General features: G+C 66.1%; 16 protein-coding genes. 12 read left to right on the top strand and 4 right to left on the bottom strand.

The window, feature by feature from the left end; all coding sequences use genetic code 11:
- Positions 1–98: 98 nt before the first annotated feature.
- The 6 genes from ACERIM_RS16300 (at position 99) to ACERIM_RS16275 (ending at position 6,029) form a co-directional block, all read left to right on the top strand.
- Positions 99–311, top strand: coding sequence for a DUF2892 domain-containing protein (locus tag ACERIM_RS16300; protein ID WP_049966472.1), 213 nt, complete (start codon positions 99–101; stop codon positions 309–311).
- A gap of 8 nt (positions 312–319) precedes the next feature.
- A complete protein-coding gene (locus ACERIM_RS16295) occupies positions 320–943 on the top strand; it encodes a class I SAM-dependent methyltransferase (protein ID WP_373633468.1) in 624 nt (207 codons plus the stop codon).
- Between the two features lie 98 nt (positions 944–1,041).
- Positions 1,042–2,166: an aminotransferase class V-fold PLP-dependent enzyme gene (locus tag ACERIM_RS16290; RefSeq protein WP_373633467.1), complete on the top strand. Its 1,125-nt coding sequence runs from the start codon at positions 1,042–1,044 to the stop codon at positions 2,164–2,166.
- 241 nt (positions 2,167–2,407) lie between these two features.
- Positions 2,408–4,393 (top strand): NosD domain-containing protein, encoded by a 1,986-nt coding sequence (locus tag ACERIM_RS16285; RefSeq protein WP_373633466.1) that lies wholly within the window; start codon positions 2,408–2,410, stop codon positions 4,391–4,393.
- Positions 4,390–5,127 carry an ABC transporter ATP-binding protein gene (locus ACERIM_RS16280; RefSeq protein WP_373633465.1) on the top strand — a complete coding sequence of 246 codons (738 nt, stop codon included), beginning with the start codon at positions 4,390–4,392 and terminating at the stop codon, positions 5,125–5,127. The genes ACERIM_RS16285 and ACERIM_RS16280 overlap by 4 nt, the downstream gene beginning before the upstream one ends.
- Positions 5,124–6,029 carry an ABC transporter permease gene (locus ACERIM_RS16275; RefSeq protein ID WP_373633464.1) on the top strand — a complete coding sequence of 302 codons (906 nt, stop codon included), beginning with the start codon at positions 5,124–5,126 and terminating at the stop codon, positions 6,027–6,029. Before ACERIM_RS16280 ends, ACERIM_RS16275 begins: the two co-directional genes overlap by 4 nt.
- A 33-nt stretch (positions 6,030–6,062) precedes the next feature.
- Here ACERIM_RS16275 and ACERIM_RS16270 read toward each other — a convergent pair whose 3' ends face one another.
- Both ACERIM_RS16270 and ACERIM_RS16265 read right to left on the bottom strand, forming a co-directional pair.
- Entirely contained in the window at positions 6,063–6,653 is a 591-nt protein-coding gene (locus tag ACERIM_RS16270; protein WP_373633463.1) for a nitrous oxide reductase accessory protein NosL, read from the bottom strand.
- Between the two features lie 516 nt (positions 6,654–7,169).
- The gene (locus tag ACERIM_RS16265; RefSeq protein ID WP_373633462.1) at positions 7,170–7,586 is read right to left on the bottom strand and encodes a CBS domain-containing protein; all 417 of its coding nucleotides are present in this window, start codon (positions 7,584–7,586) and stop codon (positions 7,170–7,172) included.
- 186 nt (positions 7,587–7,772) lie between these two features.
- Here ACERIM_RS16265 and ACERIM_RS16260 point away from each other — a divergent pair, with 186 nt between their 5' ends.
- The gene (locus ACERIM_RS16260; protein ID WP_049966464.1) at positions 7,773–8,213 is read left to right on the top strand and encodes a universal stress protein; all 441 of its coding nucleotides are present in this window, start codon (positions 7,773–7,775) and stop codon (positions 8,211–8,213) included.
- A 236-nt stretch (positions 8,214–8,449) separates the two neighbouring features.
- Here ACERIM_RS16260 and ACERIM_RS16255 read toward each other — a convergent pair whose 3' ends face one another.
- Positions 8,450–8,899, bottom strand: coding sequence for a pyridoxamine 5'-phosphate oxidase family protein (locus ACERIM_RS16255; protein WP_006650500.1), 450 nt, complete (start codon positions 8,897–8,899; stop codon positions 8,450–8,452).
- Between the two features lie 316 nt (positions 8,900–9,215).
- Here ACERIM_RS16255 and ACERIM_RS16250 point away from each other — a divergent pair, with 316 nt between their 5' ends.
- Entirely contained in the window at positions 9,216–10,364 is a 1,149-nt protein-coding gene (locus tag ACERIM_RS16250; protein ID WP_373633461.1) for a rhodanese-like domain-containing protein, read from the top strand.
- Between the two features lie 341 nt (positions 10,365–10,705).
- On the top strand, positions 10,706–11,131 hold the full coding sequence (locus ACERIM_RS16245) for a universal stress protein (protein ID WP_006650498.1): 426 nt from the start codon (positions 10,706–10,708) through the stop codon (positions 11,129–11,131).
- Positions 11,132–11,195: 64 nt separating this feature from the next.
- On the opposite strand, the gene ACERIM_RS16240 is transcribed toward ACERIM_RS16245, so the two are convergent.
- A complete protein-coding gene (locus tag ACERIM_RS16240) occupies positions 11,196–11,579 on the bottom strand; it encodes a DUF302 domain-containing protein (RefSeq protein WP_373633460.1) in 384 nt (127 codons plus the stop codon).
- Between the two features lie 111 nt (positions 11,580–11,690).
- Here ACERIM_RS16240 and ACERIM_RS16235 point away from each other — a divergent pair, with 111 nt between their 5' ends.
- The 3 genes from ACERIM_RS16235 (at position 11,691) to ACERIM_RS16225 (ending at position 13,968) form a co-directional block, all read left to right on the top strand.
- Complete coding sequence (locus tag ACERIM_RS16235; protein WP_373633459.1) at positions 11,691–12,344, top strand: class I SAM-dependent methyltransferase; 654 nt, start codon at positions 11,691–11,693, stop codon at positions 12,342–12,344.
- Between the two features lie 224 nt (positions 12,345–12,568).
- Positions 12,569–12,928 (top strand): thioredoxin, encoded by a 360-nt coding sequence (trxA, locus tag ACERIM_RS16230; RefSeq protein WP_006650495.1) that lies wholly within the window; start codon positions 12,569–12,571, stop codon positions 12,926–12,928.
- Complete coding sequence (locus ACERIM_RS16225; protein ID WP_373633458.1) at positions 12,925–13,968, top strand: NAD(P)/FAD-dependent oxidoreductase; 1,044 nt, start codon at positions 12,925–12,927, stop codon at positions 13,966–13,968. The genes trxA and ACERIM_RS16225 overlap by 4 nt, the downstream gene beginning before the upstream one ends.
- Positions 13,969–14,057: the final 89 nt, after the last annotated feature.

The raw sequence follows: 14,057 nt of genomic DNA, 5'->3' as shown, positions 1-14,057 counted from the left end.
GTTGCGATCGGTGTGGCAACCGTTTCAGTGGCTACGACAGCTCGCCGGAACTCGGAAGTCGAGAAACGTTTAAGGGTGTTCTGTGCGTACTTGTGGACATGAAGCACAATATCGGAACGATGGACCGGAACGTCCGTGCGGTCGGCGGTGCGGTACTGGCCGCCGTCGGCGTCGCAACGCTCGTCGGCGCGCTCGAGTTCGGGACGGCAGTAGGTGCCGTCGCGCTGTTGATCGGGGGCGTCCTGGTCGGAACGGCGCTGACTCGAACCTGTCTCCTGTACCGGATTCTGGGCGTCGACACGTCTTCGTAACCCCACCCATGGACGCGGAACGATTTCGAAATACGGGCCAGCCCGACTGGGACTGGTGGGGAAGGCTGTGGCCGACGCCGGGGGCGACGCTCCGTCGTCTGGGGATCGCCCCCGACCTGACGGTCGCGGAAGTCGCCTGCGGGAACGGCTACTTCGCGCTTCCCGCCGCCCGGATCACGGCTCCCGAACCGGTCTACGCGCTCGACCTCGAGGAGTCGCTGCTCGAGGAGTGTACCCGCCTCGCCGAGCGCCAGGCAATCGAGAACGTCGTCCCCGTTCACGGCGACGCGCGGCGAATGGCCCGATTGCTCCCGGAGCGGGTCGATGTCGTCCTGCTCGCGAACACGTTCCATGGCATCGACGACAAACGGGCGTTCGTCGAGGAGGCGGCGGAGTCACTCCGACCGAGCGGGTACCTCGCCGTCGTCAACTGGCACGATCGGCCGCGCGAGACGACCACCGTCGCGGGCGAGCCGCGGGGACCGCCGACCGACCTGCGGTTGCCGCCCGACGACGCGGCCGCTGCCGTGCTAGACGGCGGGGCGTTTTCCCTCGCGGAGCGGATCGAACTCCCACCCTATCACTACGGACTGCTGTTCGAACGGACGACGGGCGGATCGACGACCGACTGACGGTGACCGAGACCCAGTGTCAAGACGCGTCCGACCGCCCATGGTAGTATTTCGCCCCACACCCAATATTATTACCACACGAGTCCGTAGGAAGTAGTATGCAACCGAGTACGACGACGACGCCCGCCGAACTCAGGGCGGATATCCCCGCCCTCCAGCAGGGGACCTACCTCAACTTCGGCGCTCACGGGCCGAGTCCGAAATACGTCGTCGACGCTGCCGACGAGTTCGTCCGCGAACACGAGTACGAGTCGCCGATCGGGGACCACCCCTACGAGACGGCGTTTCGAGCGTTCGACCGCACTCGAGAGCGAGTCGCGTCGTTCGTCGGCGCCGACGCGGACGAGATCGCGCTCACCGAGAGTACGACGGCCGGGATCAACGCCGTCGCTAACGCGATCGACTGGCAGCCCGGAGACGTCGTCGTGCGGACGGACCTCGAACACCCCGCCGGAGTCCTCCCGTGGCAACGCCTCGAGCGGAACGGCGTCGAGGTTCGCGTCGTCGAGACCGAGGCCGGTCGCGTCGATCTCGAGCGCTTCGCTGCGGCCGTCGCGGACGCCAGCGTCGTCTGCTTCAGCGCGGTCACGTGGACCCATGGGACGCGGCTTCCCGTGGCGGACATGGTCGATATCGCCCACGACGCCGGTGCGCTCGCCCTCGTCGACGCCGTGCAGGTCCCCGGACAGTTGCCGATGGACGTCCGAGAGTGGGGTGCCGACGCGGTCGCTGCCGCCGGCCACAAGTGGCTGCTCGGGCTGTGGGGCGGCGGCTTCCTCTACGTCGCCCGCGACGTCGCCGAGCGTCTCGAGCCGCGGACGGTCGGCTACCGAAGCGTCGAGACGCCGTCGGCCGACCCCTACGAGTACGCGGCCGGCGCGCGCCGGTTCGAAGTCGGATCGGCGAACCCGGCACCGCACGTCGCGCTCCGGGAAGCGATCGATGTGATCGACGACGTCGAGACCGAAGACCGCGTTCGCCGTCTCGCCGGCCGACTGGCGGACGGTGTCCCCGCCGATCGTCTGCTCAGTCCGTCGACGCCGGAGTCGGGGCTCGTGACGATCGATGTCGACGATCCGGCGGCGACGGTCGAGCGGCTGGCCGCCGACGGGATCGTCCTGCGGGACCTCCCTTCCCCGAACGCGATTCGGGCGTCCGTCCACGCCGTCAACACCGAGAACGAAGTCGATCGGCTGCTCGAGTCCCTGCAACCGGAGTGGTAACGGAATCGCCCGCTCACACGGACCGTCGTCCCGAGTTCGCAGTGTAACCGCAGGACGGTCGCCGTTGCACCGGAACCGACGGACAACGGTCCGTATGAGACCGGACCCGGACATCCGTAATCCGGGGGCAGCTGCCGCCCCGAAGGGAACCGACTTCCGTCTGATCCGTGTCACGGCTGTTGCCGGGATCTTTCGATAGACGGACCAGAGGGGCTTTTTCGCCGACGATCCAAGGATACCTGTGTCCCGGCCGTCTCGAGAGATCGTACTGGCTGCCATTGTACTCGTTGGCACCGTCGGACTCGGTGGCCTCTTCGTCGGTGACGCCGATCCGGCGCCCCCGGAACCGGCCCCGTTCGACGAAACCGTTTCCGTAGGGCTCACGCTCGAGAACGAACAGCGACTCGACGAGAACGTCACGCTCCCGCGAGCGCAGGCGTTTTACTCGCAGTATCAGTACGTCGTCGGCTACTACGGCGTCGAGACGTTCGTCGAGGCCCAGCGGCAGGACGGACACGAACAGCGCTTTGGCTATCCGCTGGCGGTGTACGTCACCGACTACGGCGACGCGGCGGTCGAGTTGAACGAGGAGGGATATCCGGTCACCGACCGACAGCTCCCGTGGATCGACGCCACTGACGCGTGGTTCGTCGTCGGCAGCGAGGCCCGAACGCCGTCGGGCGAGACCGTCGTTTCGTTCGCCGACCGAGCGGACGCGGCGGCGTTCGCGACGGCTCACGGCGGCGAGGTGTATTCGTGGGACGAAACCCTCGAGCAGTCGTTCGACACCGACGACGTGACCGGCGTCCGCGACCGCGTTTCCGAGCAGGACCGCCGTGCCGATGCGACCGTCGAGTCGACGCAGGCCCGCACCGATCGGCCGGTCTCGACCGTCGTCGGAGCGGACGCCGACGTCGTTCGGGAGCGCATCGACGGGGATCCCGCCAACGTCACGGTCGTCGATACCGTCCAGGCGGGCATCGACGAAGCGCCCGCAAACACCACGGTTCTGGTCTCCGAGGGGACCTACGAGGAGACCCTCGAGATCGACCGGCCGATCACGCTCGCCGGGGACGGAACGCCGACGATCAGCGGCGACGGCAACGGCTCGGTCGTGACCGTCACCGAACCGCGGGTCGGGATCCGTGACCTCGAGATCACCGGCGTCGGGCCGCTGACCTCCGGTGCCGAGGACGTCCCCGGACAGGCAATCGACGACGACGCCTGGGACGAGAAGTTCCTGACGTACTACACCGGTGCGGACGCCGGGATCTCGGCCCACGTCGCCGCAGGGCTGTCGGTCGAGAACGTGACGATCGAGACGCCCTCGAACGGGATCATCCTTCGTGAGAGCCCGGAGACGGTCGTTCGGAACGCGACCGTCCGCGGCAACGAACGGTGGGAGGACGGGTTCGCCGGAATCATGGCGTTCCGGTCGCCGGGCGTGATCGAGGAAACGACGATCGTCGACGGGCGGGACGCGATCTACGCGTACCGATCCGAGGGGATCGTGATCCGGGAGAACACGATCGACGAAAGCCTACTGGGAATCCACTTGATGCACACCGACGGCACGCTACTCGCGGACAACCGACTGAACGGCGTCATCGATACGGGGATCTACGTCATGACGGGGCCCGAGCGGAACGCGGTCGTCGGCAACGAGATCAGGGGCTCACAGGTCGGCGCCTACATCGGCGGTTCGGACACGTACGTCGCCGAGAACGTCCTCGAAGCTAACGATGTCGGACTGGAGCTTGCGGCGTCCGGCTCGCTCTACGAGCGAAACGTCTTCGCGGGGAACCGGGTCGGGGTCAACGATCGGGTGATACTGCCGACGAACCGGGTCGTCGAGAACGACTTCGTCGGCAACGACGACCACGCCACCGCGGGCGCCGGACCGTTGCGCGTCTGGACGTACGACGGTCGCGGGAACTACTGGCAAGGAGCCACCAGTATCGCGGACGGCGACCCGCCGTCCCGGTCGTATTCACCGACCGACACCGTCGACGGCCGGATGCACCGCACCGACGGCGCGGCGACGCTCGCCCGAGCGCCGGCGCTCGACGCGCTCTCGGGGTTCGAAGCGTCGGTGTCCGGAATGCGGACGGGTAGTGTCACCGACACGGAACCCGCGTGCGAACCGAACAACCCGGAACTGCTCGAACGGACCGAGTACGCCGACCGCGCCACGGCTTGTGACGGCTCACTCACGATCGAACCATGACGACAGCCCAACCCCTACTCGAGGCATCGAACGTCGATTTCGCGTACGGAGACGTGACCATCCTACAGGACGTATCCGTCCCCGTCCGACCGGGCGCGGTGACGGCCCTGATCGGTCCGAACGGGACCGGAAAGACGACGCTGCTTCGCACGCTCGCCGGACTCCAGGAACCCACCGGCGGGTCCGTCGCGTATCACGGGCCGGAGGCCGCCCGCGAGGTCGGGTATCTCCCTCAGCAGCCCGAGTTTCGGCCCGGGTTCTCCGTCCGCGAAACGCTCGCGTTCTACGCGTCGCTCGTCGGCGGTGGACGCGACGAGGCGATGGCACGACTCGAGCGCGTCGGACTCGAAGACGCCGCGACGCGTCGGGTCGAGGCGCTTTCCGGGGGGATGACGCGACTCGTCGGGATCGCACAGGCGACGATCGGTGACCCGCCGCTGGTCGCCCTCGACGAACCCGCGTCCGGACTCGATCCGGGGATGAGCAAGCACGTGTTCGCGGTGGCCGACGAACTCGCCGCCACCGGAACCGCGGTGTTGGTGAGTTCGCACGATCTCGAACTCGTCGAGCGGACGGCCGACGAGGTGGTCGTCCTCGACGACGGCGCCGTCGTCGAACGCGGGAGCCCGATGGCGCTTTGCGATCGCCTCGGCGTCGAGTCGCTCGAGAACGTCTACGAGGCGTCGATCACCGGCGATCTCCGTCGTGTTCGAGTCAGGGGTGAGACCGCGTGACCGGCGCGCCACGCTCGGTACACGGCGACTCGCCGACGGCGACCGACGACGAGACCGACTTCGAGCCCTCAGGGTCGGCCGACCGTGCGCCGAAGCCGACCCGCCGGATCGAACGCGTCGTCGTCCGCGAACTCAGAACCCTCTCCCGGACCCGGACGTTCGTCCTCCTCGGAGCGGCGTTCGCAGCCGTCCTGCTGGGAATCGCGTGGGTGGGTGGCGGCGTCGGGGCCGGCTACGTCCCGACGATCGTCGATCTCCTGACCCCGCTCGAGTTGCTCGTCCCGATCGTGGCCGTCGCGTTCGGCTACCGGGCGATCCTCGGCGACCGCCGACGGGGCGAACTCGACGTCCTCGAGACGTATCCGATCGCACCGCGCGAACACGTCGTCGGCGTCTTCGTCGGCAGGGCCGTCGGGCTCCTCGGGACGGTCGTCGCGTCGCTTCTGCTCGTCGGCGGCGCGGTCGTCGTCGGTCGCGAGGAACCGTTCAGCCGGTACGCGTCGCACGCCGGTGCCGACTCCCCGCTCCTGTTCGCGCGGTTCGTCGTGTTGACCGCGCTGTTCGCGCTATCGATCCTCGCCGTCGCGATCGCGATCTCGGCGCTCGTAAGCGGGACGCGAAGCGCCCTCGCGCTGTCCGTCGTCGCGCTGGTCGTCGTGTTGGTCGGGCTGGATCTCGCGCTCGTCTACGGCCTCGCAAGCGGCTATCTGGGCGAGTCGTCGCTCGTCTACGCGCTCGCGGCGAGTCCGCTCAGCGCGTACCGCGGACTCGTCTTCGAAACCGTCGTGATAACGGCGGCGGGAACCGGGCCACAGACGGCCTCGCCAGTGGCCAGTCTGGTCGGACTCACGGTGTGGACGATCGGCTCCCTCGCCGTCGCAACCGCGGCGATGAATCGGTAACCGTCGTTTCGGACGCGATCGCGGGATCGGTCGTTACATCATCGACATCACGAGGTCGCGACTCACGTCGCCGTGTTCGTAGAGGTCGCCGCCGTAGTCCGCTTGGAACGCGTCCGCGTCGTCGGTGTCGGAAAAGCCGATCATCGACGGCCCCATCGCGCCCTCGACCTCGCTGTCGACGACCAGCGTGAGGTCGGTTATCGGCGCGAAGTCGTCCGCCTCGACGTGGCTGGTGATTTCGGGCGCGTCGCCGTCGGTATCGATCTCGTAGTCGACGCTCGAGTAATCGGTCGCGTAGGTCACGCTCGGCTCCTGATCGTCCTCGTGTTCGAACGTGAACGCGTACGTACAGAGGGAACTGCAGAACTGTGCCGGACGGTCTTCGTCGAGCAACGCCTCGGCGTCGTCGTAGAACGCTTCCCCGACCGGTCCGGGGTAGTCGACGATCGGCATCGTGCAGTTGTCACAGTTCGTCCCGTCCTCGATCGTGACCGGGTCGGGACCGCTCGCCTCGTCACCGTCGAGGCACCCGGCCAGCGCGGCCAGTCCGGTGAGGGCCGATCCGGCGAGGATCGTTCGACGCGGCACGCTTCGTTCGCCGTCACTCCCGTGGTATTCGTCCATGTGCGTCCTTGGGTAGCGACCGATAAGTGGAGTCTGGTCCAATCGACGAAACAGTGTGCAGCCGTCCGCACGGAACCACCACGAGATCGACGCCGGCACCGCGCTGTTGCTCGGCTCGATCGTGGTTGCCGTTCGCGAGACCGGGGGCGTACCGGGAACGCTGGAACCGCGAGACGGCGAACCCGGCGATCGCACTCGGTGCAGCACTGCTCGTCAGCGGGCCGTCGTCTACGGCGACCTCACCATGCACCGGTCGCAAGCGGGCGCGCCGTCACCGGCCACGGAATCGGATAGTAGACTTGTCCCAAGCACACACAAGCGCTCCGAAAAGGAGGCCGTCCGAGGCGCTCGAGCGTTCGGAACTGCCGGACGATCGGCAGTCGAACACGCCGTCACCGGCGACCGTCAAGCGACCGGCGGACGAGTCGGTGTGTCACGGTCGTCACCGAGGCCGGCCGCACGCCAACGGAGTTGCCTCGCGACGGCGAACGGTGACGGGCCACAGATCGCCGGGACTCAGTATTCGGGTCGCTGAGCCCGAATGACGTCCGCGAGCTGTTGTTCCTCGTCGGAGAGGAGTTCCGTCAGATCGTCGGCCGTGATGATGCCGACGAGCTGGCCGCCGTCGCTGACCGGGAGGCGGCGCACGCCGTGTTCGGCCATCAGATCCGTCGCCTCGTAGAACCCGCCGTCCCGTTCGATCGTACAGGGATCCTCGGTCATTACGTCCGTTGCCGTCCGCTCGGCGTCGGCCCCGTCGGCGAGGACGCGCACAGTCAGGTCGCGGTCGGTTACGATACCCACCGGCGCATCGTCGTCGATGATCACGATACTCCCGACGTTCTCCTCGTCCATCATCGCCGCGAGTTCGGCGACCGACGCGTCGGGTGCGGCCGTTACGACATCGCTGCGGGCTAAGTCATCGATCGGCATGAGGACACCGGCTAGGCCGACCACGCGAGACGTCTTAGTCTCGGGGCCCAAGTGTGACGACGGCGGACTCTCTCGTCGGTACGACCGTCACGCGACCGTACTCGAGTCCTCGACGGTCGCGCTCGAACCGATCGCGAGCGGGCCGTTTCCGGCGGGTTTCTTGTGCGTTGCTGACGTGTCTCCCGTATGGGAACGCACGTACTCGTCCCGTTGGACGGCTCATCGCAAGCGTGGGCCGCGTTCGATCACGCGGTCTCGAATCACGACGGCGGGCGAATCACGACGTTACACGTCGTCGATCCGATGGCTGGCGTCTACAGCGACTACGGGGGCGGCGGCTACTACGATCCACAGATCCACGATCAGGCCGTCGAACGGGGCAACGAACTCGGCGAAGACGCGCGCGACCGAGCGGAGGAAGCGGGAGTTCTCGAGACGACCACGATCGACACCGCGGTCGAAACTGGACCGCCCGCTCGAACGATCGTCCAGTACGCCGACGAAAACGACGTCGATCACATCGTCATGGGAAGTCACGGTCGGTCCGGCGTCACTCGTGTCCTGCTCGGAAGCGTGGCCGAAACCGTCACGCGGCGCTCCCCAGTCCCGGTGACGATTGTCCGATAACGGAACACGCCCGTCGCTTACACTGTCGGACAGAAGTCACTACGAAGTCGGTCGCCAATTCGCGGCCTACCGGCGACGGCCACAGCAGAGCGCCCGATCTTCACGCCGTTCTGCCCAACAGCGTTACCGTATCACACGGACTGCCGTCCGTCAGTTCCGACGAGACCCGACCGTCCCGCGATTGCACGGGGAATCGGGACAGTTGCCCGTATGAGCCGTTGATGGACATCCGCTCGCTACGCATCGGTCCGGACCTCTTTCCGCCCCGTTATCTCGTCCGGATCGAGGCTGAAATAGCGGAACGTCATCTCCCTCGGCGGTCGCTCGAACACGTCGACGATCGGGATCTGGATCCCCCACATCCCCTGAATTTCCGTCGACTCGTACGGCGCATCGGCCGTATCCGAAAGCCGTCCCGTGGCGACGACGCTTCGCCAGCCGGTGTCGGTCTCGTCGTGTGTCACGAAGGAGACGGGGTTGTCCACGAGGTCCTCCTTTCTGCTGTCCTGTGGGATCGAGAGTCGATAGTAAAACCGCTTTACGTCCGCGCTGTACCCGTACGAGACGGGGATCGAAACCGGTGGTTCGTCGGGATCCGTGGCGAAGGAGATGACGCCGGTCCCGCCGCGACCGAGGAATTCGTTTATTTCGTCCTCGCTCAGTTGCAGCCATCGAGGGTCCTGCATACGGTCCCCGACGATGCGCTGGCTAAAAGTCCCCCTATTATTGGAGGCCGTACTATCACTGGAACGGGAACGTCGCCACCGACCTGCCGGGATCGTCTCGTAGCCACTGACAATCGTTGCACACCCGACCGCACGACAGCGTTGTCATTCGTTTCAGCGGCTCCGATAGCGGCGGCCAAGCGTGTCCCGAAGCGAGCCGATCGGCCGCGAGACACGTCCTCGAGTCGGTCGAACCCCGTCCCGGTCGTCGAGGGTGCCTGTGCAGGGACGATACCTATCAACGGGCTCGCAGTATGAGTCTTGCAAGGTGATTCCAATGGTGACCCAACTATCTCCCGAACGGCTCGCGGAGATGATCGACTCGGACGAGTCGTTCACGCTCGTCGATACGCGCCCCGAAGACAGTTACGAGGGGTGGCGGATTCACGGTGCCGAAAACGTTCCGTTCGACCCGCGCGACGAGTTCGGTGACGAGAAAACCGAACGCATCGAGGCAGCGAGCAACGGCGACTCGATCGTCGCGATCTGTGGGAAGGGGCTCACGTCGACGCCGTTCGGGTTCGAACTCGAGCAACGCGGCTACGACGACGTGGCCGTCGTGAAAGGCGGGATGGAAGACTGGAGCAAGGTGTTCGAGGTCGTTCCCGTCGAGACGGCAAACGAGGATCTCGTCGTCCTGCAGCTACAGCGCCGGGCAAAGGGCTGTCTCGGCTACGTCGTCGGCTCGACGGCCGCCGAGTCGGCGGTCGTGGTCGACCCGACCCGACAGACGGATCAGTTCAAGATCGCCGCCGAGGAGGCCGGACTCGCGATCGAGCGCGTCCTCGATACCCACGTCCACGCCGACCACATCTCGGGCGGGCGAAAACTGGCGACCGAGCTGGACGTTCCCTACCATCTCGGCGAACGTGCGAGCGAGCGGGGCGTCGAATACGACTACGAACCCCTCGCCGACGGCGAGACGATCGCCCTCGGCGACGTCGAAATCGAGACGCTACAGACGCCGGGACACACGACCGAGATGGTCAACTATCTCGTCGACGGTGAGGCGCTGCTGACGGGTGACACGCTGTTCGTCGAGTCCGTCGGCCGGACGGAACTTCAGTTCGGTGACGAGGACGCGGCCAACGGCGCCGAACTACTGTACGAATCGCTCCACGACACCGTTCTCGAGTTACCGGACGAGACGCGAATCCTCCCGGGACACGTATCCGTCACGGCGGACAACCGATACGAGGTCGGTTCGCCGGGCGAACTGATCGGCGCTCGTCTGGGCGATCTCCGCGACGATCTCGAATTGCTCGGATTGGACGAAGACGAGTTCGTAGATCGGATAGTCGAGAACGACCCGGAAAAACCGCCGAACTACGAGCGCGTGATCGAGATCAACACGGGGACGGAGCCCCCCGATGACGAGTCCGAGGCGACGGAACTCGAACTCGGCCCCAACAACTGCGCGGCCTGATTCGCCGGCGAGCGTCGGACACGGGATCACTGCCAGACGGTGTCAGCAGGCGACTCCGTGGCCGGTTTCACCCGTTCCGTTCAGTGTGGTACTGCCACAGTGGATAGCGGACACTCATTGCTGTCGAAGCCGCTGGATCGGATACACTGATCACAGCGTTGTCGTGCGATTCGGTGCCATTGACTATAGAGGTCCCCCTCGACGCGTCAGCGACTGAGCCGAAACTGACCGAAGTTCACGGAACGGAGGACACGGCGAACGTCCGACAGCGCCCTTCAGATCTATTTTTCAGCCATGAGATCGGCGTGACGACTTTATACCGGGTTGTCGAACCATTCGTCATGGCCGACCGAATTCTCGTTCCCTACGACGGGACGCCGCAGGCGACGGAAGCCCTCGAATTGACCTTCGACGAATTCCCGGATGCGACCGTCATCGCGCTGTACGTCATCGAGGTGCCGGACGGGCGGTGGGCACAACTCCTGGGACCGGAACTGCAAGTACCCGTTTCCGAAAAAGCGGAGGAACACGCAGCCGATGTCCTCGAGACAGCGACGGACCTCGCAACCGAGTACGGTCGCAGTCTCGAAACGAACATAGTCACGGGCGAACCGGATGACCGCATCGTCGCGCAGGCGGCGGAAGAATCGGTCGATCTGATCGTCATCGGCAGCCACAGCAAGGAGGGGGTCTCCCGCGTCCTGCTCGGGAGCGTCGCGGAAACCGTCGTTCGACGATCACCGGTTCCCGTTCTCGTGGTCCGGTAGTGGCGACCGGAACGCGCCACGACACGAGCGGAGATCGTGGTGCCGTACGCTTAGAACCGCGGTGTTACAGGGACTCGAGAACCCGCTCGAAGCGCTCGTACGCGTCGTCACCGATCGGGTCGAGGTCGTCGTTCTCGGTGACGCCGATCAGCCGTCGCGGGTCGACGGCGCTGACGACGACGCCGCCGTCATCGTCGTAGACGACGACGTTGCAGGGGAGTACGGTCCCGAGGTCGAGGTCGTCCTCGAGTCCCCGATGGGCCAACCCCGGATTGCACGCGCCCAAGATCCGGTACCGTCGGAAGTCTTCGTCGAGTTTCTGCTGCAGCGTCTCCCGAACGTCGATGTCGCAGAGGACGCCGAATCCTTCGTCCTCGAGGGCGTTGATCGTTTCCGCGACGACGTCGTCGAACTCGCCGTCCGTTCGCGTGCGAAGCGTGTCGGACATAGTAGACGGTCGATTTCGATCGTGATCGTCGTTGGGGTAGCAACGGCAAGCCCGCAGGGCTCGCGTCGGTTCGGGGGAAGACAGTAGTCCGTCCGTGGAGACTGTACTCCTATGAGTTCTCGCCGTCTCTCGCGAGCGGTCGCCGCCCTGCTCGGGCTCGTGTTGCTCGCCGGACTCGGATACGCCCTCCGGTGGCGGTCGAACCCGTCACCGTGTCCGTACGCCCAGCGCCACGCGATCGATCTGCCGCGTCCGGTCATCACTCGCTCGAGGCTGTGTGACGTACTCGAGCCCCGGCCCGGAGAACGTCTTCTCGAGGTCGGGCCGGGAACGGGCTACTACACGGGGACGGTCGCGCGGGCGGTCGAGCCGTCGGGGACGGTACACGCCGTAGATGTCCAATCGGAGATGGTCGAACACCTCCGGACGCGGACGCGAGCGGCGGGTAACCTGCCCGTCGAACCGGTCCGCGGCGACGCACGAGCGCTTCCGTATCCGGACGACACGTTCGATGCCGCGTATCTGGTCCTGGTCCTCGGCGAGGTTCCCGACCAGGAGCGGGCGCTCGACGAACTCGAGCGGGTCCTCAAGCCTGACGGCCGACTCGTCGTCGGCGAATCGCTCCCCGACCCGCACTTCGTCGGGTTCGAACGGCTACGACGCCGCGCCGAACGACGCGGATTGACGTTCAACGGTCGCGTCGGGACGCGAGCGGGGTATTTCGCCCGCTTCGACGCGAGTGCCGCGGAGCGGCCGCCTCGTTGAACGAACGGTTGTTAGGTATATGCACAAAACTACTCGTACCGAACCGAACGGGGTGGAACCGGTTTTCACCCCGCCGCCAATCCCGAAGACGGCCACGCATGTACTTCTCACAGCCGTCGAACCACGTACTCCGTGTAACGGGAGTGATCGCCCGAGAATAGCTGCCACTATATTGTACACTATGTACAAAACCTTTAAGCGGTGTCGGTCCATACGTAGTGGTGATGGCAACTGATGCACGCGACGACGTTTCGGCACGATCGCTGGACGAACCGCTCTACATCGACGGCGGAAGTCACCTCGAGGACGTCACGGCGGAACACGAGGTCGTTCTCGTGGACTTCTACGCCGACTGGTGTGGCCCCTGTCAGATGCTCAATCCCGTCCTCGAGAAGCTGGCCGACACGACCGACGCCGTGATCGCCAAGGTCGACGTCGACGAACACCAGCAGCTCGCGGGGTCGTTCGGCGTTCGCGGCGTGCCGACGCTCGTCCTCTTCGCGGACGGTGAGCAGGTCGAACAGCAGTCCGGCGTGTTACCGGAAAACCGACTCCGAGCCCTGATCGAGAGATACACCGAATGAACGAGGCAACCGACGCGACCGCGGACGTTCGTAACGTCGTGATCGTCGGCTCCGGCATCGCCGGTCTCTCGGCGGCCGTCTACGCCGCGCGGGCCGACCTCGAGCCGCTGGTACTCGAGGGACCCGAACCGGGCGGCCAGCTGACGCTGACGACGGACGTCGAGAACTACCTCGGCTTCCCCGAGGGCGTCGGCGGGATGGAGCTGATCGGGAACGGCAAGGACCAGGCCGAGCGCTTCGGTGCCGAATTCGAACACGGGACCGTCGAGGACGCGACGCTCGGAGACCGGCCGTTCGAACTCGAACTCTCGAACGGCGATCGGCTGCGAACGCGTTCGTTGATCGTCGCGAGCGGCGCGAGCGCTCGCTGGGTCGGCGCGGAAAACGAGGCCGAACTGATGGGGTATGGCCTCTCGACGTGTGCGACCTGCGACGGCGCGTTCCACCGCGGCGACGACGTCCTCGTGATCGGCGGCGGCGATTCGGCGATGGAAGAAGCGCTCTTCCTCGCGAAGTTCGCCGACAGCGTGACCGTCGTTCACCGCCGCGAGGAACTGCGCGCGTCCGAGATCATGGCCGACCGTGCCCGCGACAACGAGACCATCGAGTTCCGCTGGAACACGGAACTCGAGGCGCTGCGGGGCTCCCAAGAAGAAGGTGTCACCGGCGCGACGCTCGTCTCGCACCCCGAGGGCTATCCCCTCGAGCAAGCCGCGAACGGCGCCGACGTGACGCGCGAGACGGTCGACGTCGGCGGCGTGTTCTACGCGATCGGACACACGCCCAACACCGACTTCCTCGCGGGAACCGCCGTCGACCGTGACGAGAGCGGCTACCTCCACACGCGAACCGACGACGCCGGCCGCGCGACGACCGAGACCGCAGTCGAAGGCGTCTTCGCCGCCGGCGACGTCGCCGATCCGAACTACCAACAGGCGATCACCGCCGCCGGAACCGGCAGTATGGCGGCCCTCGACACCGAAGCGTATCTCGAGGCGCTCGAGCGGCCGACGGAACCCGCACTCGAAGTCTCGCAGTAGTCGTCCGCGTCACTGGGAGCAGTCCCTCGAGCGGGTTGGCACGCGTATTCAACGGTGAATTTTCCGGTATTTCGACGACGGCGAGGATG

It is taken from the genome of Natrinema sp. H-ect1 (genome assembly GCF_041821105.1).
Classification (GTDB): Archaea; Halobacteriota; Halobacteria; order Halobacteriales; family Natrialbaceae; genus Natrinema; species Natrinema thermotolerans.
Note: the sequence above shows the minus strand (reverse complement) of the source record. Positions and strands in the feature narration are given on the sequence as shown.